Consider the following 24,358-nt stretch of genomic DNA (forward strand, 5'->3'; position numbering starts at 1 on the left):
ACCCGCCAACGGCAGGAGGGCCGTCATGAACATCGTCATTGCCGGAGCCGGCAGCATCGGGTGCTATTGCGGCGCGTTACTGGCTGATGCGGGGCATCAGGTCACCTTGCTGGGTCGCGCCCGAATTCTGGACCCGATCCGGGGGCAGGGCCTGACGGTGACCGATTTCTCGGGCCTGCATCGTCACATCGCGCCGGACAGATTTACCCTGAGCGAAGACCCGGCCTGCCTGTCCCGGGCCGGGATCGTGATTGTGTCGGTCAAAACGGGCGCCACGGCGGATCTGGCGGCGGATATCGCCCGCTTTGCCCCGACAAGCGCACCGATTTTGTCGTGGCAAAATGGTATGGAAAACGCTCGCATCCTGCGTGCAGCCTTGCCGGGGTACGATGTGCGCGCCGGAATGGTGCCATTCAACGTTGTGCCGACAGAACCCGCCTGTTTTCACCGGGCGACCTCCGGCGATATCATAGTCGAAAGCGGAACGGGCGCATTGGGCCAGACGCTGGGCAGCGCGGATTTGCCGGTGTCTGAAAGTGACGATATTCAGGCGGTGCAATGGGGCAAACTGGTCATCAATCTAAACAACGCCCTGAATGCCCTGTCCGGCCTGACCCTGCGTGAACAGCTCATGAACCGGGCGTGGCGGCGTTTGATGGCCGAGCAGATGGGTGAGGCACTGCGTGTGCTGAAAGCCGCCGGTCATCCCGTCGCGTCGACCACGCCGCTTCCGGCGTGGATGACGCCATATGTTTTGCGCCTGCCAACACCGCTTTTTACCCGGATTGCATCCCGGATGCTGACCATTGACCCCAGCGCACGCACATCCATGGCCTATGATCTGGCGGCACGCAGGCCGACGGAAATCGACAGTTTGCAGGGCGAGATCGTTCGCATCGCCAACGAAGCCGGCACTTCGGCGCCGCTATGCGAAAAAGTGCGGTACCTGATCGAAAGAGCCCCCGCCGAGCCTTTGACACCGGACCGGATCCGGGCTTGAGACAGCTCAGGAAAACGCCGTCAGCACCCAGAAGATCACCGCAGACATTGCCGCTGCCGCAGGCACTGTAATAACCCATGCCGCCACAATGGTCATGAAATGCGACCGGCGTACCAGCTTGCGGCGTTGGTACTCTTCAGGTGCCAGCTGCAACTCGGACGAGCGCCGGCGGTTGGTAACTTTCCGTCGGCGGTCCGAGTGCCACTCGCGGTAGAAGCCAACCCCGAAAACCGCGCCCACAGCAATGTGGGTCGAGCTGACGGGCAGGCCCAGCCAACTGGCGAAGATTACCGTAATGGCTGCCGACAGGGCCACGCAGAATGCGCGCATCGGGTTCAGTTTGGTGATCTGGCTTCCGACCATGCGGATCAGCTTGGGGCCGAACAGGAACAGGCCAAACGAAATGCCGAAGGCCCCGATGACCATCACCCATGTGGGAATGGACACCTTGGCCGAGAAATCTCCGAACTCTGCCGCGTGCACAATCGCCGCAAGCGGGCCAACCGCGTTGGCGACGTCATTGGCACCGTGGGCAAAACTCAGAAACGTGGCCGAAATCACCAGAGGCAACCCGAACAGGGTTTTCAGCGACCGGGTGCGGTTCTCGAGACCTTCGGACTTTCGACGCACCCAAGGCACGGTAACCGCCCAGACCAGCAGGGCTGCGGCCAGACCGATCAGCAGGGCGTATTCCAGATCGATCTTCACGATCCGCTTCAGGCCCTTGACGGACAGATAGGTGGCAAATGCCCCCGCCATGACCGCGACGAGGATCGGAACCCAAAAACGGGCAGCGGCAATCTTGTCGTCCTGATACTGGATCTTGGCCTTGATCAACGCCAGGAAACAGGCGGCGATTGCGCCACCCAGCACCGGTGAAATGACCCAGCTGGCGGCAATGGCGCCCATGGTGCCCCAGCTCACCGCGCTCAGCCCGGCCGCCGCAATTCCGGCGCCCATGACGCCGCCGACCACCGAATGGGTCGTGGACACCGGCGCGCCGATCCAGGTGGCCAGGTTGACCCACATGGCCGATGAAATCAGCGCTGCCATCATCGCCCATATGAAGACGTTGTTGTTTTGCACCGACATCGGATCGATGATGCCTTTCGAGATGGTCGAAACCACATCGCCGCCGGCCAACAAAGCTCCGGCGCTTTCGGCCACGGCGGCGATCAGGATCGCACCGCCCATGGTCAGAGCGTTGGCACCTACCGCAGGGCCCATATTGTTGGCCACGTCATTGGCGCCGATATTGATCGCCATATAGGCCCCGAACCCTGCGGCCGCGACCACGATCAGACTGCCATCGGCCTGACCGAACAGTACCGCTGCGGACAAACCGGCCAGCGCGATGAAGGCCAGCGCGATCCCCGGGGCCAGCAACGGCCGCGCCACATGCGCATTCGCATGCTCGAGCCGTGAAATACGGTGAAGGTCGCTGTCCAGTGCGCGCCAGCGGGATTTGGTCTGCGATTCTGACATCTGTTTGGGCCGTTAGGGATTTGGATGCAGGCCGCTAACGGTTTTCGGCAGGTTGGGCAACCGACATGTCATCAATTTTACGTTTTACTGTTACAAATGCAGCAGCAAATCGCGCAATTCCGGCTCGTTCACACGTTCCGCGGCCACTTTGGGCGACACCCAGCACCGCTGACGCTCATGCGCCTCGGGGTATTGATCCGACAGTTCCGTCACCGGTATGCGGTAGACATTTGTCCGGACCGCCTGGGATGTGCCGTCCTTCAGGATCTTGTCATAGGTGAAATGCCCGATCGGTGTTTTGTCGAAAGAAGTGGCCCGCACGCCGGCCTCTTCCCACGCTTCCTGCAAAGCGGTCTCGGCCCCGTCGAGGCCGTCAATCGGCCAGCCCTTGGGAATGACCCACCTTTTGGTTTCGCGGCTGGTGATCAGCAGAACATCCTCACCGGTTTCGGTTCTGCGTGTGCAAAGCGCGGCAAACTGCACCCGTTCCGGGCGCTGAAACAGAGGTTTGCCGACCTCGTTCCAGAGCTTTTGTAGCTTGTTTTTCATGTGTTCGCGTCAGTTTCCATAACCTGCATTAGGCAGATATCATTTAGGAACCTAACGGAGTGTTTTCAACGAGCTTTCATTTCCGGAAAGTGTTGCCGCTCCGACTCTACCGCGTGCTCACGCACACCCGGTGGCGGTCACGAAAATTCACTGAAAATCCCGCGCGGGGAGCTGTCTTCACTTGTGGCGCCTGTTGGCGCGAAGGGTCGGGTCGGCCTGAGTCGGATCTTCCGGCCAGGGGTGTTTGGGATATTGCGCCCGCATATCCTTGCGCACATCCGCATAGGACCCCGCCCAGAAACCCGGCAAATCGCGCGTGATCTGGATCGGACGCTGTGCCGGCGACAGCAGGGTGATCTTCAACGGTTCATCCCCGATGACCGGGTGGCGCGTCACTCCGAACATTTCCTGCAACCGGACCGAGATTTCGGGCACCGCCCCGCCATAGTCGATCGGAATTTTCCGACCCAGCGGCGTCTCGAACGATCCTGGTGCGCGGCGGTCCAGCTCCTGCGTCTGCGTCCAGTCCAGTCGCCCCCGCAGGGCAGGCAACAGATCGAAGCGTTTCCAGTCTTCTGCATTGCGCACGCCCGCCAACATCGGCAGCAACCAGCTTTCCAGATCCGCCAGCAGCCCTTCGACCGAGAAGTCCGGCAGGTCCACCCCTCCGGCCCGGACCAGTTCCACCCGGGAAGCAAGCCGGGCGGCGGCCCCGTCCAGACGCAACCCCAGATCGCGTACACCGTCCAACATGGCGCGCGCCACCTGTTCTGCGGGCACGTCCTTCCAGATCCTGTCGTCCAGAGCGATCGCCCCGAACCTTTCCTGCTGGCGGGCCACGACCCTGCGTTCGCGCCTGGACCAGTCGCAACTGTCGATCCATGCGATCTGATCGATGAACAGGTCGCGGATGTCCCGCTCGGTGATCTGCACCGCCATTCGCACGCGGGCCTCACGCGGGTTTCCGTCCGTATCGATCACCACCAGATAGGGTGCGGCGGCCAGCGTGTCGCCATTGTCCAGCACAACACCCTTGCCGCCTGAAAGGACATAGCGTGGTACGTTCCCCTTGCGCCGCTGACCGACGCGGTCGGGATAGGCCAGCGCCGCCATGGTCGCAGGGGACAATTCACCAGCCCCGCCGGACTGCGCCCGCAACCGCCTGGTTTCGCCCTTGATGCGCTCCACAACACTCATGTTCACCGGCCAGACCCGATTGCGTTGGAACGCGCGTGGATCTCGTAACGCTTCAAGCCGAAGGGACAGATCGGCTGGCGCGCCCTTCAACGGATCCCGTTCGGCCATCAACGCCGCCAGCGGCGCGGCGTCAGCACCCGCGTGCACCAGCATGTGCCCCAACCGAGGGTGCAGGGGCAGCGCCGCAAGCGCCCGCCCGTGATCAGTGATCCGCCCACGGGCATCCAGCGCACCCAGCATCGCCAACAGTGCCCGCGCTTCGGACATGGCCCCCTCGGGTGGTGGCGTCAGAAATGCCAGATCGCCCGGTTCGGCCCCCCACAATGCCAGTTCCAGCGCCAGACCGGTCAGGTCCGCCGCCTCGATCTCGGCGGGCGGGTAGGCGGCCAATGCGCCATCCTCGCCTTTCGACCACAGCCGATAGCACAGGCCTTCGGCGACACGACCGGCTCGGCCCGCGCGTTGCGTGGCCTCGGCCCGCGTGACCCGTTCGGTCACCAGCCGGGACATGCCCGATCCGGCATCGAACCGCGCCCGTCGCGCCTGTCCCATGTCGACCACCACCCGTATGTCGGGGATGGTCAGAGAGGTTTCGGCAATTGATGTTGCCAGCACCACCTTGCGCCCCTGATCAACTGGCGCAATTGCGGCGCGCTGGGCGGCAAAGGGCATTGTCCCGAACAAGGGCCGTACCACGCAGTCGCCGGGCAACCGCCCCGACAAGGCCGACTCGGCGCGCCGGATTTCACCTTCGCCCGGCAGAAACACCAGCATCCCGCCGCCTGCCGGGCGGCTGTCACGCTCAGCCCGCACGACCAGATCGACCAGCGCATCCAGCCGTCGTGCCTGCGCGCTCAAAGGCCGGTCCAGCCAGCGTGTTTCAACCGGGTAGCTGCGCCCTTCTGACGTCACCAGGGGGGCATCCATCAGCTGCCCCACCGGTTCTGCATCCAGTGTCGCCGACATCGCCAGCAGGATCAGGTCGTCCCGCAGCGCAGCCGTGACCTCAAGACACAGGGCCAGACCCAGATCAGCATTCAGGGACCGTTCGTGGAATTCATCGAAAATCACCGCGCCAATACCCGGCAGGTCGGGTTCGGACTGCAGCATCCGGGTCAGAATACCTTCGGTCACAACCTCGATCCGGGTCGTTTTCGAGACTTTGGCATCGCCGCGCACCCGATAGCCCACGGTCTGGCCTGCGCGCTCTCCCAGGGTTTCGGCCATGCGCTCGGCCGCCGCCCGCGCAGCCAGACGCCGGGTTTCCAGCATCACGATCCTGCCATCGCACAGACCGGCGTCGAGCATCGCCAGAGGCACCCGGGTGGTTTTGCCCGCGCCGGGCGGGGCCTGCAACACGGCACGGCCCCGCGCCTTCAGCGCTGAGATCAGATCGGGCAGGGCATCATCTATCGGCAGTCGGGTCATGCCGCCTTATCCCCAATGGCACCGCCAAGGTCCAGAACGCGTGCGCCGAAACCCTGCCGCGGGTACTGGACAAACCCGGCCCCACTCCGTCATCTAGGGCAAATTTCGACGAGGGACCCATCCATGAACACCGCCGAGCTTGGGGACAGAATTCTGCAGGGCGACCGCCGCGCGCTGGCACGCGCCATCACGCTGGTAGAAAGCCGCCGCGCCGATCACCGGGCGCAGGCCGCCGAATTGCTATCCCATCTGGCAACAGCGGATCGGCAATCGCTGCGCATCGGCCTTTCGGGGACGCCGGGTGTCGGCAAATCCACCTTCATCGAAAGCTTTGGCATGATGCTGACGGAGCAGGGGCTGCGCGTCGCGGTTCTGGCGGTCGACCCCAGTTCGGCCCGCTCGGGCGGCTCGATTCTGGGCGACAAGACCCGGATGGAACGGCTGAGCCGCGAGAAGAACGCTTTTATCCGCCCGTCCCCCAGCCAAAGCCACCTGGGCGGTGTTGCCCGCCGCACGCGCGAGGCGATTGCCCTGTGCGAAGCGGCCGGCTTTGACGTGGTGCTGATCGAAACCGTGGGCGTCGGCCAGTCCGAGACCGTGGTTTCGGAAATGTCCGATCTGTTCCTGCTGCTGCTTGCGCCCGCAGGCGGCGACGAATTGCAGGGCGTCAAGCGCGGCATCATGGAAATGGCCGACATGATTCTGGTCAACAAGGCCGACGGCGACCTGAAGGCCACCGCCACCCGCACCTGCGCCGATTATGCCGGTGCGCTGCGCCTGCTGCGCAAACGTCCGCAGGACCCCGAAGGTTTTCCGAAAGCGATGACCGTCTCGGCGGTCGAGGAACATGGACTGGAACAGGCCTGGGACGAGATGCAATCCCTCACCCAATGGCGCCGCGACAACGGTCATTGGCACGCGAACCGGGCTGCGCAGGCCCGCTTCTGGTTCGATCAGGAGGTGCGCCATGCCCTTCTGGCGCAGCTTGACGCACCCGAAATCCGCGCCGAGATGGAGCGGCTGAGCGCCGAGGTCGGTTCGGGCAATATCAGCCCCACCGCAGCGGCGGATCGTATGCTCGGCACCCTATCCGGGCATTAGGTCCGGGCCGGAATTCCGGCAAAGGTGGTGCGATTCCATCTGATGTTGTATTAGATATGAATACTTAACGGGATCCGGGCGCTCGGGCGCTCGTCCCTCAAGGTGGCACATGTTGAGGCCGCAGGGCAGGAGCCAGACTGAACAGATCAACGGGAACTGTCGATCATGCCCAATATCAATGGCACCAACGGTGCCGACAACATCGACGTCACCAATAACAACGGCACCCTGAACGGCACGCCGCAGGGTTCACCGATCGACAATATCCGTGGGCGGCAGGGCAATGACGTCATCAACGTCTCGAACAGCACGGTCGTGGGTGATGTGCGCGGCAATGCCGGAAGCGATGACATCACCATCACGGGCAGCACCATCGGCGGCACGCTGGCGGCCGGCGGAGCAGGCGACACGGTCACCGTCCGTGGGTCGGACGTTTCCAACATCCGCCTGGGCGGCGGCAATGATACGCTCGATTTCCAAAGCACCAATGTGTCCGGCGATATACGCGGTGGCAGCGGAACCGATACGCTGAACCTGCCTACGGGCACGGTCATCACCGACAACACATTTGGCACCATCACGGTTGTGGCCGGGACCGGCTATTCGTTGTCCAGTGGCACGTTCACCCTGCCGTCGGGCAGTACCGTCACCTATTCCACCTTCGAAAACGGAGCCGGTGTTCCCTGCTTTACCCGCGACACGGAAATTCAGACCGAACACGGACCCGTGCCCATCCAGAACCTGCGCACGGGCGACAGAATTCCCACTGGCGGCCACGGGCTGCAGCCCATTCGCTGGATCGGTCGCCGCCGCATGGGCGCAAAGATTCTTGCCGCCAACCCCAAACTCCGGCCCGTCCGGATCCACGCCGGAGCCCTGGGCGGCGGGTTGCCGCAGCAGGATCTGTTGGTCTCCCGGCAGCACCGCATGGTGGTGCGGTCGAAAATCGCGATGCGCATGTTCGGCGCGCCCGAGGTGCTAATCCCCGCGATCAAGCTGACGCAACTGCCGGGTATCCATGTTGATGACACGCTGGCTGAGGTTGAGTATTTTCACCTGCTCTTTGACCGGCACGAGATCATCTTCGCCGAAGACGCCCCCACCGAAAGCCTTTTCACCGGACCCGAAGCGCTCAAGACCCTCAGCGATGCGGCGCGCGAGGAGATTTTCGCCATTTTCCCGGAACTGGCGGACGTGACACATGAGACGGATCCCGCCCGTTTCATTCCGCGCGGGCCGCAACAGGCCCGGCTGGTCGCGCGCCACTTGCGCAACAACAAGCCCCTGCTTCTGAACCCGTGATCCGGGCAGCAAGGATTGCGATTATTGCCCGAAACGGATGTCCCGGTCGGACATCGCGGATTACCTCCGAAGGTGTCGGAAAGAATTCGCAGCATCCGTCTTGACCCTTCCGCCGATTCCCACTACACGCATTCAACCAGTTTTCGGGCGCGACTTCGGGTTGCGCCCCTTGTGATTTGGCCGCAGGCAGTAGCCCGGCCTCCAGAAACAAAGGAAGAAACCATGTCGCGCCGTTGCGAACTGACCGGAAAAGGCCCGATGACTGGCAACAATGTCAGCCACGCCAATAACAAAACCAAGCGTCGCTTTCTGCCGAACCTGAACGACGTTACTCTGCAGTCCGAAACACTGGGCCGTGGCGTCAAGCTGCGCATCTCGGCTGCTGCTCTGCGTTCGGTTGACCACCGCGGTGGTCTGGACGCGTTCCTGGCCAAGGCCAAAGACGATGAGCTGTCGGCAAACGCGCTGAAAGTGAAAAAGGAAATCGCCAAGGCACAAGCCTCGGCCTGATCTTTTTCACAGCAAGAGTTTTGGCCCTGCACCCGCCCGGTGCGGGGCCTTTTTCTTGGCCTGATTGCAAACTGTTCCTCAAAGAGAAATAGTTTTATTCTCTTTCGTGAAATTGTTCACAGACGCCCATCGGTGGCAAGTCTATTGTCTGACTCGCAATTCCGGTGGAGATTGTGGATATGTCGTTAAAATCGTTTTACTTTTTCTCTCTGTTGGCTACCGTTTGCGCCAGAACCTTTGCGGCCTGCACGCGGATGCAGAGACGGGTGAACCATCTTCACACCAGCCTGACCAAAAGCCAAGTCCGTCGTAACGGCGTGGATACCTGACGCGGAGAAAAGGACGCAGGCGAATGCCCTTGTGACGCGCGCGAAAGCGGGCGTATATCGCGGATAAGATGAGATCCGTATTCAAGCAAAATCTGGCTCTGGCCATTTCCCTGCTCGTCATTCTGACCGGGCAGGGGGTGGCTGTGTCGCGGGGGATGGACCGCGCCGTTGGTCAGATGGTGCTGTGCACCGGAACCGGCCCGGTTGTCGTCTACATGGACGAAGACGGCCAGCCCACCAAAGCCCCGCATTACTGCCCTGACTACGCCCTGAGCCTTCTGGGGGCGTTGGCGGCGGCGCAACCCGAGTTGCCTGCTGCTCCGCGCCTTTCGCAACCGGCCCCATTGCCGTTGGCCGAAAACCTCGTCGCCCGGACGCTGCCGCGCAAACCGGCCCGCGCGCCTCCTTTTCTGATCTGATTCCAAACCAGTTTTCAGATCAAATCAAAGGAGAGGCACAATGTCCTTCAAATCCACCCTGTTCGCCACCATCGCCACCGTAGCCATGGCCACTACCGCATTTGCCCAGGACCTGATCCTGGTCGAAGGCGCCTATGCCAGATCTTCGGGCAAATCGGCCAAGGCGGGCGCAGCTTTCATGATGATCCGGAATGACAGCGGTCAGGATGACCGTCTGATCGGTGTGACGTCGGATGTGGCGGCACGGGTCGAGCTTCATACCCACGAGGTAGACGAAAACGGCGTCGCCAAGATGATGCATGTCGAGGAAGGCTTTGCCATCCCCGCGGGCGAGGTCCACATGCTGAAACGCGGCGGCGATCACGTGATGTTCATGGGCCTGAAGCAGCCGTTCGAGCAGGGTGCAACCGTTCCTGTCACCCTGATCTTCGAGCAGGCCGGTGAAGTCACGGTCGAGGTCCCGGTCGATCTCGAGCGTCAGGATCAGGGCGGCCACGGCTCGCATTCCAACTGAACCAACGCCTGTCTTCAGGCCGCTCTGCGGCCGTCATCCATGCGTCAGGCCGGGTTTAGCCCGGCCTGTTGCCCTTTGGCGGTCCGGGTATTTTTGCTATCTGTTGACGACACGCATGTCGATCCGGTCATGGGCCCGTTTGAACCGGGCCGTCAGCCAGAACATTACGGCGGCAAATGCCAGCGCAGAAAACGCGATTGCCCATCCCAGCGCAACCAACCCGCTGCCGGGCCAGAACATCAGAACCAAACCGATCAGAATGGCGATGATTCCGGAATTGCGCAGGGTCGGCCCTGCCGGGTCCATCTGGTGCATCTGTCGCCACGTCATGACGGATCCGATCCCGACAATCAACGCCCAGGCCCCAAGCAGGAAGAAGGCAAGCCGGGCGGTCCCTTCGGGCCATATCAGCAGGATAAGGCCAATCAGCACGGCGCCGATGCCGAACCCGCCAATCAACCCGCGCCGCCCGAACCCCAGCAACGTCAGCCCGCCATCGAGAATCAGCAACAGACCGACCAGTTGCAACAGAACCGTAATGCTGCCGGCCGGCCAGAACAGGGCCGCAAGCCCAAGTGCGGCGGCCATCAGCCCACGCAGCAGAAATGTCCACCAAAGATTGGCGAGCTTGTCACCAAGCGCGTCCCGACCTGTAAATGTGCCGTCTTCCAGAACTTCACCGCTCCGGGTCTGATGTTCCTCCATCGGGGTCTCCTGTCTTCGGGTCTTATTCCAATACGCTTGAACCCGATTGTAACGGATGGCATCAGGTCCGATCCAGCAGCCGATCCACCCACCCGGGCACGATCTGTGTGGCCGGGCCAAATACCGTCTCATCAAAATGGGACGCTCCGGAGGACGGTTCAAGGTTCAGCTCGATCGTCCGCGCCCCGGCGGCTTGCGCCTCGTGCACAAAAGCCGCCGCAGGATAGACCTGACCCGATGTGCCGATGGCGGCAAAGATCGCGGCGTCGGCCAGATGATCATAGATGTCGTCCATGAAATAGGGCATCTCGCCAAACCAGACGACACCGGGGCGGGCGGTTGGATGGTCACAGGCGGGACAACGTTCGCCCACTACCATTTCCGTCGGGGCCTGCCAGCGATGGTTGCAGGCCGAGCACAATGCGCCGGCCAGAGTGCCATGCATATGGATGACCCCTTTGGCACCGCCCGCCTCATGCAAGCCGTCAACATTCTGGGTCACGATGACCACGTCTCCGCGCCAATCCCGCTGCAGCCGTGCCAAGGCTTCATGCGCCGCGTTTGGCTGCACCTGCGCGGCCTGTTTTCTGCGGGCATTGTAGAACCCGTGGACCAGCGCGGGATCGCGGGCAAAACCTTCGGGCGTGGCCACATCTTCGATGCGGTGCTGCGCCCATAATCCGCCTTCATCGCGAAACGTGCTCAACCCGCTTTCGGCTGAAATTCCGGCTCCGGTCAGAATGACGATCTTTCCCATGTCTCCTCCGCGCGCTAAACCTTGGCTCATGACCCACCGTATCCTGTTTGTCTGTCTCGGCAATATCTGCCGCTCACCCGCGGCCGAGGGCGTGTTCCGCGCCCGTGCCCCGCAACACGAAACCGACAGCGCCGGCACCATGGGCTGGCACATCGGCACTCCGCCCTATGGCCCGATGCAGACCGCTGCCCGCGCCCTGGGCATCGACCTGAGCGACCTGCGCGCGCGGCAGTTCCTGGCGGCCGATTTCAACCGGTTCGACCTGATCATCGGTATGGACGCCAGCAACATCGAAGATATCGAGGCCTTGCGGCCACCGGGGAACCAAACCCCTGTCCGCCTGCTGACCGACTTCGCGCCCCAGACCGGGGCCGACCATGTGCCCGATCCGTACTATACCCGTGATTTTGACGGTGCGCTTGACCTGATTGAAGCGGCGGTCGAAGGGCTGGACGCCCATCTGAGGGCTTAGCCGATCACCTTCAGCCGGTCGCTGAGCCACGGCACCTGCTCGATCGCGGGGTCAAGGATATGGCTCCGCATCAGCCTTTGAATCATGCCCGCAATCTCGCGCGGAACCTCGTCGGGCCAGTCCGTGCGGGTGAACAGTGAGATGGTGCGCGAAAACTCTCCGAACGGGGCCGGATAGACTTCAAGCCCGTCATGAAACCGCGCCGCCCGCATATAGCCCAGCGGTGTGGTGATCGCCCAGCCCAAGCCCCGCGCCACCATCGCCATCAGCGCCAGATGCGAGCCGATCTCGAACCGTTCCTCGAACTCGACCTGCTGCCGCGCCAACTGGCTCTCGATCTGGCGGCTGATCAACTGTTCGCGGGCATACCGCAGGAACGGCAAGTCCCGCAGCGCGGCCTCCACACCTCCGGCGCCTTTTGGGGCCACCAGTATGAACGGATCGCGGACCAGAGGGTACTCGACCACGCCCTCCAGCACCTCGCCGCTATGGGCCGAGACCGCCAGATGCAGCCGCTGGTCCTCAAGCGCCTGAAACAGGTCAAGGCTGGACAGCGTGATCAGCTTGAATTTCGACCGGGTCAGGCTGTCGGCCAGCAACGTTGCCAGCCGTGGGGTCAGTTCGTTGTCGAAATCGTCGATCAGACCGATGGACAGCGTGGCCAGATGCCCCAGGTCCATTACGGAAAGCTCGCTCTGCGCCATCTGCAATTCGGCCAGCACGGCTCTGGTCCGGGCCAGAAAGCTGCGCCCGGCCTGCGTCAGCCGCATCGGTCGCCGCCCATGATCCACAAGCTCGGCCCCCAGCGCGTTTTCCAGATTGCGCAACTGCTGGCTGACCGACGGCTGGCTTAGCCCGGTGATCTCGGCCGCCTGCGCCACCGATCCCGTCCGCGCCAGCGCCTCGAACACTTCGAGGCCGCGCAAGCTCAGCCCTTTCATAACCATGCAAAATCCTTTCGCTGCGCCTTTTCTGAGGGGCAGCGGGCGTCAGGTCAAGGATTGCGTCCGGCTTAGCTGCAGATCGCCTGCGCCATCTGGCCGAAGTTCTGATACCGATCCCACAGCGCGTCATCGCGCGCAGTTTTCGACATCTTCAACTCCTGCGCCTTGTGTGGGTCGGTAAACCACTTGGCGACGGTCTTCTGGTCGCTGCGCGTCAATGCCTGATTGGCCACATGCTGAATGCAGCTGCACCGATCCCGCGTCGCCGCCGCCCGGTCGGACGCCAGACATGCCTGTTTGATCTTGGCCGCATACGAAGGGGCCGGAGCCACCGCCGTCAGCGACGCCGCACAGAATGCGATTAAGAGGAACTGTTTCATACTCGAGCCTCGTTTTTATTGCCTGCCCGGAGAGATCTGACGCCCCTCTCGGTCTGCGGCGGAGTATGAATTAATCGGGGGTTCGGATCAATCATGCGTTGCGAAAAAGTGATTACTGGGGTCAACCCCGCCACACCCGTAGGCCGGGCTTCAGCCCGGCACCGGTCAAGGCAGGAACGCCAACCACTCTTGAACAGCTTCAATTGACCCTTCGATTGTCTGGAATACTCGGCAGTATGCACTGGCCCCGGCGACCGGAATGTTCCATCGGATAACCCCTTCTTCGGCAGGATCAGTTCTGCGCGCACCAGACCTGCAGGTCTTCCAATCCAACCTTCAGCATCGTCCCTCAGGCAAGACACGATTGCCGACGCAGGTGACGGCAGTTTCACTGCAACCCACCGCAGAGCACAGTATTGTCGGCATTCGTTTGCCAAGCTCCAATTCTTTCTTGGCTCAGGTTCCGATTGCAGTCGTTCTCCACCTTGACCGCCTTAAAAAACCCGCTAATACGCGGAACATGACAGACCTCGCTCATATCCGCAATTTCTCCATCGTCGCGCATATCGACCATGGCAAATCCACCCTTGCCGACCGGCTCATCCAGGAGACCGGAACGGTGCAGGATCGCGACATGAAGGAACAGTTGCTCGACAGCATGGATATCGAGCGCGAGCGGGGCATCACCATCAAGGCCAACACGGTCCGCATCGACTATACCGCCGACAACGGCGAGCAATACGTGTTGAACCTGATCGACACCCCCGGCCACGTCGACTTCGCCTATGAGGTCTCGCGGTCCATGCGTGCGGTCGAGGGGTCGCTGCTGGTCGTGGACTCGACCCAGGGGGTCGAGGCGCAGACGCTGGCCAACGTCTATCAGGCCATCGACGCCGATCATGAGATCGTGCCGGTGCTGAACAAGATCGACCTGCCCGCGTCCGACTGTGACCGCGTGGCCGAACAGATCGAGGACGTGATCGGCATCGACGCGACCGACGCCATTCAGGTCAGCGCCAAGACCGGGCAGGGCATCCACGAGACGCTGGAAGCCATCGTGCGTCAGTTGCCCGCGCCGAAGGGCACTCTGGACGCGCCGCTCAAGGCGATGCTGGTCGACTCGTGGTACGACGCCTATCTGGGTGTGATCGTTCTGGTCCGCATCATGGACGGCACGTTGAAAAAGGGTATGCGGGTCAAGTTCATGTCGAACGGCACCCTGCACCATGTCGACCGCGTCGGCGTGTTCAGGCCCGAAATGCAGATGATCGACAGCCTTGGCCCCGGCGAGATCGGCTTTCTCACCGCCTCCATCAAGCAGGTCCGCGACACCCGCGTCGGTGACACCATCACCAATGACCGCAATGGCACCGAGGTTGCCCTGCCGGGCTTCAAACCCGCGCAGCCGGTGGTCTTCTGCGGCCTCTTTCCTGTGGACTCGGCCGAATTCGAGGACCTGCGCGACGCGATCGACAAACTGGCCCTGAACGATGCCAGTTTCAGCTTTGAAATGGAAACCTCGGCCGCGCTGGGCTTTGGCTTCCGCTGCGGCTTCCTGGGCCTCTTGCACCTCGAGGTCATCCGCGACCGCATCGAACGCGAATATGATATCGATCTCATCACCACCGCGCCGTCGGTGATCTACCACGTCTTCATGAAAGACGGTGAGATGATCGAGCTGCACAACCCCGCCGACATGCCCGACTTGTCCAAGGTCGAGCACCTGGAAGAACCGCGCATCAAGGCGACCATTCTGGTGCCCGACGAATACCTCGGCGACGTGCTGAAACTCTGCCAGGACCGCCGTGGCATCCAGATGGACCTGACCTATGCGGGCAGCCGCGCCATGGTCGTCTATGACCTGCCGCTGAACGAGGTCGTCTTTGACTTCTACGACCGCCTGAAATCGGTGACCAAGGGCTATGCCAGCTTCGACTACCAGATGACCGGCTATCGTGAGGATGCACTGGTCAAGATGTCGATCCTCGTGAACGACGAACCGGTCGATGCGCTGTCGACCATGGTTCACCGCGACCGGGCCGAGATGCGGGGCCGGGCGATGTGCGAAAAGCTCAAGGACCTGATCCCGCGCCACATGTTCAAAATCCCGATCCAGGCCGCCATCGGAGGCAAGGTCATCGCCCGCGAGACCCTCTCGGCGCTGCGCAAGGACGTGACCGCCAAATGCTACGGAGGCGACGCCACGCGGAAACGCAAACTGCTGGACAAGCAGAAGGCTGGTAAGAAGAAGATGCGCCAGTTCGGGAAGGTCGATATCCCGCAGGAGGCGTTTATTTCTGCGCTCAAGATGGATAGCTAAGGCTGTCCATTTCGAATTCCAATATTGGTGGTAATGCAATAGCCGTTTTCAAAATTGGGCATACGCTGTCACTGCGACTATTTGCTTTGGTATGACAGAGTGACGTTTCGCAAGTTTACTTGCTCCACAATTTCATTTGCTTTTCTTACAACAGTAATTGGTTCAGGGGAGTAACTCTCTAGGATGGCGCAAAGGGAAGACTCTGCAGCCTTTATTAACTCTTGCGCACGTTCTTTTAGTAGCCATCGTGCATCTTCGTAGTGGCCCTTCACATCGAGAAAACCATCAGGCAGGTCGATACTTTCTCCAGTCTGATGTATGTCGTGCAAAACCGAAACCATTGATAAGAAATCTAAATCTTTGTTGCTCGCGTTCCAGCTGTGCACAGTGTTGCCACGATCTAGTATCTCTTTTCGAAGAACTCCTTCTGTGCGGCGAAGTTCCTCTTTCAGCCAGTTTGGTTGATCTAGGTTCAATGTCTGACAGGCTGTTTTTGATGTATTAAAGTATAGCTTAATCTTTTCTTTGTATTTGTAACAAAGGTTTTGGAATAGGAACCAGTTCAGCTCAAGATGTTTAACCCTCGATACTCTAGTACTATTCCATGGATCCCTAGAGATCATGTGGTAAGTTGTTTGCATGTCTTCAATGACACCACCCAATTGGACTAGTGCGCTAACACTTGACGCAGCTTGATCCGCCATAATCTCTGCGATTTCACGGGTAGTAGACTCAATGTTTGAATCGACAACTTTTCGTTTTTCGGACGAAATTAGTTCCGTCGTTTCCAGTGAGAGATCCTTGTAGGGTTGGAATTCATTTAAGTCGATCATCGCGGCCAATTTATTGAGCCTTATCTAAATGTTTTTTAGTCCAAAAGGCTGCTTTCTGTATTTACTACAGTTGTTTGCATGTTCGCGCCTTCGGATCAACCCACCCGCCCGGTGGCACCGCCGGGCCGCGCCGACCCGCCCCCGTCAAACCGAAGGTTTGCCTTCGGCAAAACGGGCGGCGCGTTTGCGCCCCGGGGCACGCCCGTTCGCGGCTGAATTCGTCCACTGGACGAATTCCGGGACGCCGCTCACCCTCTCGGGCCAACCGCTGCTCTCAGTTCCACCGACCACCCGCTGCGCCATACGCGCGATTAATACCCAACCATCTGATCAGAATGTGGTATTGTCTCTCCGGGGGACCGCGTTCAGGTGGACGCATTTCTTGTCCGGAAACTTGCAACGCCCAGGCCTCAGAAACGAGAGGGTATAATGCAAAAGTTCTTTCAGACGACCGCAATCTCTGTGCTCGCCATCGGGCTGTTCGCCGCCTCGGCATCCGCGGAAACCTATGATTCCGCGGGCAAGGGGATGGGTATGAATGCCAACGAAGTCTACGGCATTTCTGACGGCCACGCGGTGGTGAAAACGCAGACAAATTACGACAGTTTCGAGGTCCCGTCCGGCCATCCGCTGGAAGGGGCGACAGGGGCCTGCTTTGGCGCTTTGCTGATCAATGCGGGCGCGGCCTCGGGCACTGGCAACTGCGTGTTCGACACCGCGTCAGGGGACAAGGCGGTGCTGAGCTGGGTCGCCAAGGGCCTCGGCGCGGATGGCGCACTGACCGGAGACTGGACCGTGTCGGGTGGCACTGGCGGATGGGGGACCGCTTCGGGGAGCGGCACGTTTTCATCGCTGACCGACTCGGAAACCAAGACATTCGTGAACACGATAACCGGCAGTATCACGATGAACTGACTTAACAGTTTAAAGCCATGGTATCGGGCGCGCGGGCAGGGGTTCGCGCGCCCAATCCGCGTGGGCGTTGCCTGAACGTTGGATGAACCGATCATGAAGTTTCCCTCAGGTAAGTTGCAACCCGCTTTCGCCCTCCCAATCTGTTTGGCAGAGAGAAGGAGAGAGCCCATGACCAGATACATGACCGCCGGAGCCGCTGCTCTGGCCACCACACTCGCCCTTGGAACCGCCGCGCTGGCAGATGCCACACCGGATCTGCGCGGCACCTGGGCCGGCAGCTACACCACGGTTTCCCCCTCGCGCACCGCCACCGGTGACGTGCCGCGCTTTAACAATGCCGAATGGGTGCTGCATATCGAAAAGCAGCAGGACAACGTGTTCTGGGGACCCAGCAAATGGCGGCGTGCGGCCAGCGAGGACTGGACTTTCTATGACGCCACCGGCTCGGTCAGTCTGGACGGGTCGGGCAAGATCGGCATCGTTGAAAGCTCGGCCGATCCGACGATTGGCGTGAATGCCCTGATCGATGCCCGCTATGAGGATGGCAAGATCTATGCGGATTTCCGTAGCCTGCGGAACGGAACGACCTACAGCACTGTTCTGGAACGTCAGGTGAACTGAAGTGTTTCCGGCCCGGTCGGGCTGTAGGGGGTACTGGCTGTCGTTGGTAGCGCGTAATAGGTAATCCCGCCCGGGCCGGAACGCTTCTCAAAAACGGAACCAGCGTCTCCGCCAGGAGGGGACAGGCCGGGCGGCAAGCTCGCCGCCCGCGACAGGGTCCAGACCGCCCCGCGCAAGAATGCGGCGTTCCTCGGCGCGGGTCATCTGGATTTCGCGAACCTTCAGCGCGGCCCCGCGCGCGGTGACATAGGTGCCGTCCGGCCCCGGTTCCATCCCCGGAATGTTCCGCCCCCGGACCACATTCCGCGGATGCCGCTCAGAAGGTGTTTCCACCCGATTTCGTCATCTTCCTGCAGGTGCCAGATCCGGCTGGCCTCGGTGATCGAGATCAACGCAGCCAGCGGTTTGCCGTGGCGGGTCCGGATGATCACCTCGCGGGGATCCTGGGCGCGGGTGACCAGATCACACAGATGGGCGCGGGCGTGGGAAATTGTGCAGCGCATCGGCGAATCTCCGTATGTACGATTCGAAAGATCGCGGGTTCGATGAATGTACAAACCCTGCAATTTCGGCCTAGGGCACTGCGCGGGGCCTTCGCACCTGCAGAAATCGCCCAAAATTGGGCCGCTGTTTCATGTCCGGACTTATCCACCCTCAACCCCACGCGGCATCGCGGATTTCAGAGTTGTCCACAACTCTTTCCCGGCGGATACCAACAGGTTATCCCCGTCTAATTTTCATGCTGCAGTGCTATTTTCTTGTCGGTTGAGGGTGTGAATGTAACAGTCTGATCACCGCAGCGGTTCTTAGGAACCCAAGCGGGGCGCAAGGGCCAAGGGGGCCGCGGTGATGAAGGCGGATCTTAGGATTTGGTTTTGATCACAATGGCTTACCGGTGGAGGATCGGTTGAGTTGGGCTTTATGTCCGGATCAGATGGTCAGCCTCTCAGACGGTTCGTGCGTGCTGCGCCGCGACATTGAGCGTGACGTAGCGGCTTTGGTCCTTTCGGGGGCCGGGCAACCGGATCGTGATGTCTTTCTGGACAGATCGGACCGGCAAGGCGTCAGGGGTGTCCGCAAGGATACATGCAAAGACCGCGTCTGCGCACCTGACGCCTTTTCCTTTTTCGAACCCCGGGTTCATACAGGCTGCCACTACTCACCTGCCAACGAGAGCGGGGTTCTTTTGCTTGAGCAAAAGAACCCCGCATTTGTGTCAGGATAAGCAATGCCGCGTCTATGCACCTGTGGGTAACATCCTACATGACCTTTTTGAGGTGCGCAACTATATATAGGGTGCACTGCTGCCGCCGACGCAATATGCGGAGGACCTTCGGCGGTTGTTCAGTATGTGACCATTGAGTTATTCGGTCTGCCCGTTGTCCGTAGTGGAACAGTTGTCAGGCGTGTTTCCCAGCGCAGAACAGCTCGTAAACCACTTCCAGTATCCGGCGCGGGCGATCATCTGCCAGGCGGTAATAAATGGCTTTGCCTTCCCGGCGGGGCGTCACAAGGCCTTCCAACCGCAAACGGGAAAGTTGTTGCGATACAGCGGCCTGACGGGCAGACAGCAACGTCTCCAGCTCGGTCACAGATTTCTCTCCGGACACCAGATGGCACAGGATCATGAGGCGACCCTCGTGACTGATAGCTTTTAGAAAGTTGGACGCTTCTGTGGCGCTGGTCACCATACGGTCTAGGTCTTCAGGGTTCATGTCCTGTGCGAGCTGAGGCAGTGCCATTTTTCCGATCCTTCTTGGCCCGATAAAGGGGCAGGTGTTAACCAATTACAGACGATCAATATGGGCTGTGTAGATACAGTTATTGATCATGCATCACAATATGCACGCATCAAAATACCGTGATGAAAGACATAAGCCACCGAAGCCAAACCGCATTTCGATGATTTTCCGGACACCGATCCAAACCGCGGGCGCCCTCAAATGCCACTCGACAATTCCAAAAGCAAGAATACCTGACCGATGTCAGCCGACCCCTTGCGGCCCCTCTGTGCCGATACTAAGACTCATGTAACTTTTCTTCGGGTAGTGTCCCGATCCATAGCAAAGCAGGCAGGTTCCGAATGTTCGATCCCGTAGATACATATATGAACACTCTTGTCCCGATGGTCGTCGAACAGACCAGCCGGGGCGAGCGCGCATACGACATCTTCTCGCGCCTCCTGAAAGAGCGGATCATTTTCATCAACGGTCCGATACACGATGGCATGAGCCACCTGATCGTGGCGCAACTGCTGCATCTTGAGGCGGAAAACCCGAACAAGGAAATCTCGATCTACATCAACTCGCCCGGCGGCGTCGTCACCAGCGGTTTGTCGATTTACGACACAATGCAGTACATCAAGCCGAAATGTTCGACATTGGTGATCGGTCAGGCGGCCTCGATGGGTTCTGTTCTGCTGGCTGGGGGTGAGAAAGGCATGCGCTTTTCGCTGCCCAACAGCCGGATTATGGTGCATCAGCCCAGCGGCGGTTACCAGGGTCAGGCCAGCGACATCATGATCCATGCGGCCGAGACGCAAAAGCTCAAGGATCGCCTGTATGATATCTACGTGCGTCATACCGGACAGACCAAAAAGGCGGTTGAAAAAGCGCTGGATCGTGACAATTTCATGAGCCCGGAAGAAGCCATGGACTGGGGCCATATCGACGAGATCGTCGAAAACCGCGCCAAGATGGGCGGAGAAGAGGCCTGAGTTCAAAACCTCGCGCACACTGCGCGAGGTGCGATTTTGAGATTGTAGCGGCCCCGGCGCTGGCCTAAGCTGCGTCAAAAGGCGGCAAGCGCGGCTCGAGGGGGTCGCTGGGATGGAGCCCGAAAGGTAAAACATGGCGACGAATTCAGGCGGTGACGGCAAGAACACGCTCTACTGCAGTTTCTGCGGCAAGAGCCAGCATGAGGTGCGCAAACTGATTGCCGGCCCGACCGTGTTCATTTGCGACGAATGCGTCGAGCTGTGCATGGATATTATTCGCGAGGAAACCAAGGCCAGTGGCCTGAAGTCTTCGGATGGCGTGCCAACGCCCAAGGATATCTGTGAGGTGCTGGACGATTATGTCATCGGTCAGGCCACTGCCAAACGGGTTCTGTCGGTTGCCGTGCACAACCACTACAAACGGCTGAACCATGCCCAGAAGGCGGGCAATGATATCGAACTGGCGAAATCGAACATCCTGCTTATCGGCCCCACCGGTTGCGGCAAGACCCTGCTGGCGCAAACGCTGGCACGGATTCTGGATGTGCCATTTACCATGGCGGATGCGACGACGCTGACCGAGGCCGGATATGTGGGTGAGGATGTCGAAAACATCATCCTCAAGCTGCTTCAGGCCAGCGAATACAACGTCGAGCGTGCGCAGCGCGGCATTGTCTATATCGACGAAGTCGACAAGATCACGCGCAAGTCTGAAAACCCATCGATCACCCGCGATGTCTCGGGCGAGGGCGTCCAGCAAGCGCTGCTGAAACTGATGGAAGGCACCGTGGCCAGTGTTCCGCCGCAAGGTGGTCGCAAGCATCCGCAGCAGGAGTTCCTGCAGGTGGATACCACGAATATCCTGTTCATCTGCGGTGGTGCGTTTGCCGGGCTCGACAAGATCATCGCGCAGCGCGGCAAGGGTTCGGCCATGGGTTTCGGCGCAGACGTCCGCGAGAATGACGAGCGTGGTGTCGGCGAGATTTTCAAGGATCTTGAGCCGGAAGACCTGCTGAAATTCGGCCTGATCCCGGAATTTGTCGGCCGTCTGCCGGTTCTGGCCACGCTGGAAGATCTGGATGAGGACGCGTTGGTTACCATCCTAACCAAGCCCAAGAACGCCTTGGTCAAGCAATATCAGCGTCTGTTCGAGCTGGAAGATGCCGAACTGGCCTTTACCGATGACGCATTGCAGGCAATCGCCAAGAAGGCCATCGAACGCAAGACCGGCGCGCGTGGTTTGCGCTCGATCCTCGAAGACATCCTGCTGGATACCATGTTCGACCTGCCGGGGATGAAAAACGTGACCGAAGTGGTGGTCAACGAAGAGGCCGTGATGTCAGACGCTCAGCCTCTGTTCATCTATGCCGATGCCGGACAGGAATCCGCCTCTGCGGGTTGATCGGACGCGGTTTCAAAAAATCGGTTGGTTCGGCCTTTCGAGGGGGGCGCTGCCCCCATCGCGGCGGGCCGCGATTCCCCCGGGATATTTTTAGCCAGATGAATAAAGGATCCCGTGTTCACCTGGCCGCAAATATCCCGGAGCGCGAGGCGGAGCCTCGCAAAATCACCCCCGGATGAACCTTCTTAAGGAGAGCAGTGTGATCAAGCGTATTTCCTCGGGCGGCGAGTTTGAGGCCAAGGTCGGATATTGCCGCGCGGTTGTGGCCGGTGGGCTTGTTCATGTCGCGGGCACGGTCGGGCAGGGCGATACGGTAGCCGAACAATGCCGGTCCGCGTTGGGTATCATCGAAAAGGCACTGGCCGAGGCCGGAGCGGGTTTCGCCGACGTGGTTCGGGTCACCTATATGCTGCCGGACCGGATGGAATTTGCGCCGTGCTGGCCAATCCTGGCCGAAATATTCGGAGAGCACCCTCCGGCAGCGACGATGATCGAGTGTGGCCTGATCGACCCCAAATACAGGGTCGAAATAGAAGTAACCGCGGTTTTGCCGGAATGACGCAGTTGCGTTGCGTGGTACTGGACCTTGCCCGGCCTTTGGTCCATACCTTCCTTGACTTAAATGCCGGAGGCAACCGATGGGAATACTGAACACTCTATTGCGGGCGGTGACCTGGTGGAATGGGGCGACCCTGAACACACGGATTTTCACCTCGCGCAATGGCATCAAGGTTGGCGAAGACAACGAAGGCAATGTTTTTTACCGCAATGCCGATGACAGCAAGCGCTGGGTCATCTTCAATGGCGAGGTCGAGGCCAGCCGGATCGATCCGGATTGGCACGGTTGGCTGCACCGTACCTGGGATGAGCCGCCCACCGACAAACCGCTTGCGCACAAGTCCTGGGAAAAACCGCATCAGGAAAACCTGACGGGAACAGCTTTGGCATACATGCCTGCCGGATCGTTGCGCCGGGCCGAACCGGTCGAGCGATCCGACTATGAGGCCTGGAGCCCGGAATAGGCGAGGCGAGCGATGTCTACCCATAACATGACCGAAGTCTTGGTCGGCGGTGTTGTACTGGCATGCGCCGTCGCATTTGGCGTTTATGCCAGCCAATCCACCGGCCTGTCGCAAAACCGCACAGGCTATGAACTGGGCGCATCCTTCCGATCCCTGGAAGGTGTGGGGGTCGGAACAGACGTGCGCTTGGCGGGGGTGAAGATCGGGACTGTAACGGGTGTTGAACTGAACGCCGATACCTATCGTGCCGATACAACCTTCACGATTGCGGATGGTGTCCTGGTGCCGGATGACAGTGCCATCGTGATCTCTTCCGAGGGGTTGCTCGGCGGGAACTTTGTTGAAGTCATGCCCGGCGGTTCGCCCTTCTTTTTTGAACCGGGAGACGTGGTCGAGGATACGCAGGGTGCCGTCAGTCTGATCTCACTGCTGGTCAAGTTTGTGGCCGGAGACGGCAGCGAATGATGCGCGCCGCGCTTTTGGCGCTTATCCTTTCCTCAACCGGCGCAATGGCCCAGCAAAAAGTGGCGTCTGGGTCGGGTGCCATGCTGCGTGGTCTGGACAAGGTCAGTGGCCAGACCGTTGATGTCGAGTTGCAAAGCGGCGAGACGCAGACCATCTTTGGGCTGGATGTCGCTTTGGGCGATTGTAGGTATCCGATTGAAAACCCCACCGGCGATGCGTTTGCCTTCCTGACAATCTGGGAACAGGGCAAGACCGAGCAATTGTTTGACGGCTGGATGATTGCAACCTCGCCCGCGCTGAACGCGCTGGACCATTCCCGTTATGACGTTTGGGTAATCCGCTGTATGACCCCCTGAGGGGTTTGAGAGATTTCGGCGGAAAAATGAGCGCTGGCATTGACCGCCCTTTCCAGAGCCTGCTGGTAGCGCGCGCGCGGGATTTCAATTGCGCCAAGCGAGGCTAGGTGCGCTGTCAGAAACTGCGTATCGAACAATTGAAATCCGGTCTGACTTAATCGGTCCACCAAATAGGCCAGGGCGATCTTCGACGCATCGGTATGGTACGAAAACATGCTTTCGCCAAAAAACGCGGCACCGAGGGCCACGCCATAGACGCCTCCGACCAATCTGTCTTGGGCGTATACTTCCAGCGAATGGGCATGGCCCGAGCGATGAAGCTGCAGATATAGATCGCGCAGTTCGGCGTTTATCCAGGTGTCCGCGCGGTCTGCGCATCCATCGACAACCCCGGCGAAATCACGATCGATTGAAACAGAATAGTCCGCGTTTCGTATGCGACGGGCCAGGCTTCGGGAAATGTGAAACCCATCCAGCGGAAACACTCCGCGCAGTTTGGGATCAACCCAGAACAGTTCAGCCGCGTCCCGGTGCTCGGCCATCGGAAAGATACCGATGGAATACCCGTGCAGCAGAAGTTCAGGAGACAGGCTCATGATTTTTGGCCGGGCATTGG

The 24,358-nt window shown here is 60.2% G+C and carries 28 protein-coding genes; 16 read left to right on the forward strand and 12 right to left on the reverse strand.

The window, feature by feature from the left end; all coding sequences use genetic code 11:
* Nucleotides 1-25: 25 nt before the first annotated feature.
* Nucleotides 26-1,000, forward strand: coding sequence for a 2-dehydropantoate 2-reductase (locus ACR3EQ_RS19340; RefSeq protein ID WP_480491635.1), 975 nt, complete (start codon nt 26-28; stop codon nt 998-1,000).
* A gap of 6 nt (nt 1,001-1,006) precedes the next feature.
* Here ACR3EQ_RS19340 and ACR3EQ_RS19345 read toward each other — a convergent pair whose 3' ends face one another.
* The 3 genes from ACR3EQ_RS19345 to hrpB all read right to left on the reverse strand — a co-directional run bounded on the left by ACR3EQ_RS19345 (nt 1,007) and on the right by hrpB (nt 5,659).
* Nucleotides 1,007-2,485: an inorganic phosphate transporter gene (locus ACR3EQ_RS19345; RefSeq protein WP_170614721.1), complete on the reverse strand. Its 1,479-nt coding sequence runs from the start codon at nt 2,483-2,485 to the stop codon at nt 1,007-1,009.
* Nucleotides 2,486-2,575: 90 nt separating this feature from the next.
* On the reverse strand, nt 2,576-3,034 hold the full coding sequence (locus ACR3EQ_RS19350) for an NUDIX hydrolase (protein ID WP_170614720.1): 459 nt from the start codon (nt 3,032-3,034) through the stop codon (nt 2,576-2,578).
* A 177-nt stretch (nt 3,035-3,211) separates the two neighbouring features.
* Nucleotides 3,212-5,659, reverse strand: a complete 2,448-nt coding sequence (hrpB, locus tag ACR3EQ_RS19355) for an ATP-dependent helicase HrpB (RefSeq protein WP_480491637.1) — start codon at nt 5,657-5,659, stop codon at nt 3,212-3,214.
* Nucleotides 5,660-5,782: 123 nt separating this feature from the next.
* Here hrpB and meaB point away from each other — a divergent pair, with 123 nt between their 5' ends.
* The 5 genes from meaB (at nt 5,783) to ACR3EQ_RS19380 (ending at nt 9,834) form a co-directional block, all read left to right on the forward strand.
* Nucleotides 5,783-6,760: a methylmalonyl Co-A mutase-associated GTPase MeaB gene (gene meaB / locus ACR3EQ_RS19360; protein ID WP_170614718.1), complete on the forward strand. Its 978-nt coding sequence runs from the start codon at nt 5,783-5,785 to the stop codon at nt 6,758-6,760.
* Between the two features lie 165 nt (nt 6,761-6,925).
* Entirely contained in the window at nt 6,926-8,062 is a 1,137-nt protein-coding gene (locus tag ACR3EQ_RS19365; protein WP_170614717.1) for a Hint domain-containing protein, read from the forward strand.
* Between the two features lie 222 nt (nt 8,063-8,284).
* Nucleotides 8,285-8,572, forward strand: a complete 288-nt coding sequence (gene rpmB / locus ACR3EQ_RS19370) for a 50S ribosomal protein L28 (RefSeq protein WP_170614716.1) — start codon at nt 8,285-8,287, stop codon at nt 8,570-8,572.
* A 397-nt stretch (nt 8,573-8,969) separates the two neighbouring features.
* Nucleotides 8,970-9,320 carry a hypothetical protein gene (locus ACR3EQ_RS19375; protein WP_170614715.1) on the forward strand — a complete coding sequence of 117 codons (351 nt, stop codon included), beginning with the start codon at nt 8,970-8,972 and terminating at the stop codon, nt 9,318-9,320.
* A gap of 40 nt (nt 9,321-9,360) precedes the next feature.
* Entirely contained in the window at nt 9,361-9,834 is a 474-nt protein-coding gene (locus ACR3EQ_RS19380) for a copper chaperone PCu(A)C (protein ID WP_170614714.1), read from the forward strand.
* 96 nt (nt 9,835-9,930) lie between these two features.
* Here ACR3EQ_RS19380 and ACR3EQ_RS19385 read toward each other — a convergent pair whose 3' ends face one another.
* Both ACR3EQ_RS19385 and ACR3EQ_RS19390 read right to left on the reverse strand, forming a co-directional pair.
* A complete protein-coding gene (locus tag ACR3EQ_RS19385; protein WP_480491640.1) occupies nt 9,931-10,539 on the reverse strand; it encodes an HdeD family acid-resistance protein in 609 nt (202 codons plus the stop codon).
* 61 nt (nt 10,540-10,600) lie between these two features.
* Nucleotides 10,601-11,296: an NAD-dependent deacylase gene (locus ACR3EQ_RS19390; protein WP_480491807.1), complete on the reverse strand. Its 696-nt coding sequence runs from the start codon at nt 11,294-11,296 to the stop codon at nt 10,601-10,603.
* 28 nt (nt 11,297-11,324) lie between these two features.
* Between ACR3EQ_RS19390 and ACR3EQ_RS19395 the strand changes: the two genes are divergently transcribed.
* A complete protein-coding gene (locus ACR3EQ_RS19395) occupies nt 11,325-11,768 on the forward strand; it encodes a low molecular weight protein-tyrosine-phosphatase (protein ID WP_480491642.1) in 444 nt (147 codons plus the stop codon).
* Here the strand turns inward: ACR3EQ_RS19395 and ACR3EQ_RS19400 are convergent.
* Nucleotides 11,765-12,715: a LysR family transcriptional regulator gene (locus ACR3EQ_RS19400; RefSeq protein WP_170614711.1), complete on the reverse strand. Its 951-nt coding sequence runs from the start codon at nt 12,713-12,715 to the stop codon at nt 11,765-11,767. The two genes, ACR3EQ_RS19395 and ACR3EQ_RS19400, sit on opposite strands and share 4 nt — an antisense overlap.
* A 65-nt stretch (nt 12,716-12,780) precedes the next feature.
* A complete protein-coding gene (locus tag ACR3EQ_RS19405; protein ID WP_170614710.1) occupies nt 12,781-13,092 on the reverse strand; it encodes a hypothetical protein in 312 nt (103 codons plus the stop codon).
* Between the two features lie 520 nt (nt 13,093-13,612).
* Here ACR3EQ_RS19405 and lepA point away from each other — a divergent pair.
* Nucleotides 13,613-15,412, forward strand: a complete 1,800-nt coding sequence (gene lepA, locus ACR3EQ_RS19410; RefSeq protein WP_480491808.1) for a translation elongation factor 4 — start codon at nt 13,613-13,615, stop codon at nt 15,410-15,412.
* Nucleotides 15,413-15,489: 77 nt separating this feature from the next.
* Here lepA and ACR3EQ_RS19415 read toward each other — a convergent pair whose 3' ends face one another.
* On the reverse strand, nt 15,490-16,254 hold the full coding sequence (locus ACR3EQ_RS19415; protein ID WP_480491644.1) for a hypothetical protein: 765 nt from the start codon (nt 16,252-16,254) through the stop codon (nt 15,490-15,492).
* 420 nt (nt 16,255-16,674) lie between these two features.
* Between ACR3EQ_RS19415 and ACR3EQ_RS19420 the strand changes: the two genes are divergently transcribed.
* A complete protein-coding gene (locus ACR3EQ_RS19420; RefSeq protein WP_480491646.1) occupies nt 16,675-17,160 on the forward strand; it encodes a hypothetical protein in 486 nt (161 codons plus the stop codon).
* A gap of 168 nt (nt 17,161-17,328) precedes the next feature.
* The gene (locus tag ACR3EQ_RS19425) at nt 17,329-17,781 is read left to right on the forward strand and encodes a hypothetical protein (protein WP_170614705.1); all 453 of its coding nucleotides are present in this window, start codon (nt 17,329-17,331) and stop codon (nt 17,779-17,781) included.
* Nucleotides 17,782-18,002: 221 nt separating this feature from the next.
* Here ACR3EQ_RS19425 and ACR3EQ_RS19430 read toward each other — a convergent pair whose 3' ends face one another.
* The 3 genes from ACR3EQ_RS19430 to ACR3EQ_RS19440 all read right to left on the reverse strand — a co-directional run bounded on the left by ACR3EQ_RS19430 (nt 18,003) and on the right by ACR3EQ_RS19440 (nt 19,523).
* Nucleotides 18,003-18,284 (reverse strand): type II toxin-antitoxin system Phd/YefM family antitoxin, encoded by a 282-nt coding sequence (locus ACR3EQ_RS19430; RefSeq protein ID WP_170614704.1) that lies wholly within the window; start codon nt 18,282-18,284, stop codon nt 18,003-18,005.
* 443 nt (nt 18,285-18,727) lie between these two features.
* Nucleotides 18,728-18,937: a hypothetical protein gene (locus ACR3EQ_RS19435; protein ID WP_170614703.1), complete on the reverse strand. Its 210-nt coding sequence runs from the start codon at nt 18,935-18,937 to the stop codon at nt 18,728-18,730.
* A 244-nt stretch (nt 18,938-19,181) separates the two neighbouring features.
* On the reverse strand, nt 19,182-19,523 hold the full coding sequence (locus ACR3EQ_RS19440) for a metalloregulator ArsR/SmtB family transcription factor (protein ID WP_170614702.1): 342 nt from the start codon (nt 19,521-19,523) through the stop codon (nt 19,182-19,184).
* A 341-nt stretch (nt 19,524-19,864) separates the two neighbouring features.
* Between ACR3EQ_RS19440 and ACR3EQ_RS19445 the strand changes: the two genes are divergently transcribed.
* From ACR3EQ_RS19445 to ACR3EQ_RS19470, 6 genes are all read left to right on the forward strand, one after another.
* Complete coding sequence (locus ACR3EQ_RS19445) at nt 19,865-20,497, forward strand: ATP-dependent Clp protease proteolytic subunit (RefSeq protein ID WP_480491648.1); 633 nt, start codon at nt 19,865-19,867, stop codon at nt 20,495-20,497.
* 133 nt (nt 20,498-20,630) lie between these two features.
* Complete coding sequence (clpX, locus tag ACR3EQ_RS19450) at nt 20,631-21,899, forward strand: ATP-dependent Clp protease ATP-binding subunit ClpX (RefSeq protein WP_170614700.1); 1,269 nt, start codon at nt 20,631-20,633, stop codon at nt 21,897-21,899.
* A gap of 199 nt (nt 21,900-22,098) precedes the next feature.
* Nucleotides 22,099-22,458 carry a RidA family protein gene (locus tag ACR3EQ_RS19455; protein WP_480491650.1) on the forward strand — a complete coding sequence of 120 codons (360 nt, stop codon included), beginning with the start codon at nt 22,099-22,101 and terminating at the stop codon, nt 22,456-22,458.
* A gap of 79 nt (nt 22,459-22,537) precedes the next feature.
* Complete coding sequence (locus ACR3EQ_RS19460) at nt 22,538-22,921, forward strand: NADH:ubiquinone oxidoreductase subunit NDUFA12 (protein ID WP_170807948.1); 384 nt, start codon at nt 22,538-22,540, stop codon at nt 22,919-22,921.
* A 12-nt stretch (nt 22,922-22,933) separates the two neighbouring features.
* Nucleotides 22,934-23,386, forward strand: coding sequence for an outer membrane lipid asymmetry maintenance protein MlaD (gene mlaD / locus ACR3EQ_RS19465; protein WP_170614697.1), 453 nt, complete (start codon nt 22,934-22,936; stop codon nt 23,384-23,386).
* Nucleotides 23,383-23,742, forward strand: a complete 360-nt coding sequence (locus ACR3EQ_RS19470; RefSeq protein WP_480491652.1) for a DUF2155 domain-containing protein — start codon at nt 23,383-23,385, stop codon at nt 23,740-23,742. The genes mlaD and ACR3EQ_RS19470 overlap by 4 nt, the downstream gene beginning before the upstream one ends.
* Here the strand turns inward: ACR3EQ_RS19470 and aat are convergent.
* A complete protein-coding gene (aat, locus tag ACR3EQ_RS19475) occupies nt 23,706-24,338 on the reverse strand; it encodes a leucyl/phenylalanyl-tRNA--protein transferase (RefSeq protein ID WP_170614695.1) in 633 nt (210 codons plus the stop codon). The two genes, ACR3EQ_RS19470 and aat, sit on opposite strands and share 37 nt — an antisense overlap.
* Nucleotides 24,339-24,358: the final 20 nt, after the last annotated feature.

Source organism: Ruegeria sp. AN11, from assembly GCF_056536005.1.

Coding starts and splice junctions, on each gene's coding strand:
- ACR3EQ_RS19340 (WP_480491635.1), top strand. CDS start 26: ATGAACATCGTCATTGCCGGAGCCGGCAGCATCGGGTGCTATTGCGGC.
- ACR3EQ_RS19345 (WP_170614721.1), bottom strand. CDS start 2,485: ATGTCAGAATCGCAGACCAAATCCCGCTGGCGCGCACTGGACAGCGAC.
- ACR3EQ_RS19350 (WP_170614720.1), bottom strand. CDS start 3,034: ATGAAAAACAAGCTACAAAAGCTCTGGAACGAGGTCGGCAAACCTCTG.
- hrpB (WP_480491637.1), bottom strand. CDS start 5,659: ATGACCCGACTGCCGATAGATGATGCCCTGCCCGATCTGATCTCAGCG.
- meaB (WP_170614718.1), top strand. CDS start 5,783: ATGAACACCGCCGAGCTTGGGGACAGAATTCTGCAGGGCGACCGCCGC.
- ACR3EQ_RS19365 (WP_170614717.1), top strand. CDS start 6,926: ATGCCCAATATCAATGGCACCAACGGTGCCGACAACATCGACGTCACC.
- rpmB (WP_170614716.1), top strand. CDS start 8,285: ATGTCGCGCCGTTGCGAACTGACCGGAAAAGGCCCGATGACTGGCAAC.
- ACR3EQ_RS19375 (WP_170614715.1), top strand. CDS start 8,970: ATGAGATCCGTATTCAAGCAAAATCTGGCTCTGGCCATTTCCCTGCTC.
- ACR3EQ_RS19380 (WP_170614714.1), top strand. CDS start 9,361: ATGTCCTTCAAATCCACCCTGTTCGCCACCATCGCCACCGTAGCCATG.
- ACR3EQ_RS19385 (WP_480491640.1), bottom strand. CDS start 10,539: ATGGAGGAACATCAGACCCGGAGCGGTGAAGTTCTGGAAGACGGCACA.
- ACR3EQ_RS19390 (WP_480491807.1), bottom strand. CDS start 11,296: ATGGGAAAGATCGTCATTCTGACCGGAGCCGGAATTTCAGCCGAAAGC.
- ACR3EQ_RS19395 (WP_480491642.1), top strand. CDS start 11,325: ATGACCCACCGTATCCTGTTTGTCTGTCTCGGCAATATCTGCCGCTCA.
- ACR3EQ_RS19400 (WP_170614711.1), bottom strand. CDS start 12,715: ATGGTTATGAAAGGGCTGAGCTTGCGCGGCCTCGAAGTGTTCGAGGCG.
- ACR3EQ_RS19405 (WP_170614710.1), bottom strand. CDS start 13,092: ATGAAACAGTTCCTCTTAATCGCATTCTGTGCGGCGTCGCTGACGGCG.
- lepA (WP_480491808.1), top strand. CDS start 13,613: ATGACAGACCTCGCTCATATCCGCAATTTCTCCATCGTCGCGCATATC.
- ACR3EQ_RS19420 (WP_480491646.1), top strand. CDS start 16,675: ATGCAAAAGTTCTTTCAGACGACCGCAATCTCTGTGCTCGCCATCGGG.
- ACR3EQ_RS19425 (WP_170614705.1), top strand. CDS start 17,329: ATGACCAGATACATGACCGCCGGAGCCGCTGCTCTGGCCACCACACTC.
- ACR3EQ_RS19430 (WP_170614704.1), bottom strand. CDS start 18,284: ATGCGCTGCACAATTTCCCACGCCCGCGCCCATCTGTGTGATCTGGTC.
- ACR3EQ_RS19440 (WP_170614702.1), bottom strand. CDS start 19,523: ATGGCACTGCCTCAGCTCGCACAGGACATGAACCCTGAAGACCTAGAC.
- ACR3EQ_RS19445 (WP_480491648.1), top strand. CDS start 19,865: ATGTTCGATCCCGTAGATACATATATGAACACTCTTGTCCCGATGGTC.
- clpX (WP_170614700.1), top strand. CDS start 20,631: ATGGCGACGAATTCAGGCGGTGACGGCAAGAACACGCTCTACTGCAGT.
- ACR3EQ_RS19460 (WP_170807948.1), top strand. CDS start 22,538: ATGGGAATACTGAACACTCTATTGCGGGCGGTGACCTGGTGGAATGGG.
- mlaD (WP_170614697.1), top strand. CDS start 22,934: ATGTCTACCCATAACATGACCGAAGTCTTGGTCGGCGGTGTTGTACTG.
- ACR3EQ_RS19470 (WP_480491652.1), top strand. CDS start 23,383: ATGATGCGCGCCGCGCTTTTGGCGCTTATCCTTTCCTCAACCGGCGCA.
- aat (WP_170614695.1), bottom strand. CDS start 24,338: ATGAGCCTGTCTCCTGAACTTCTGCTGCACGGGTATTCCATCGGTATC.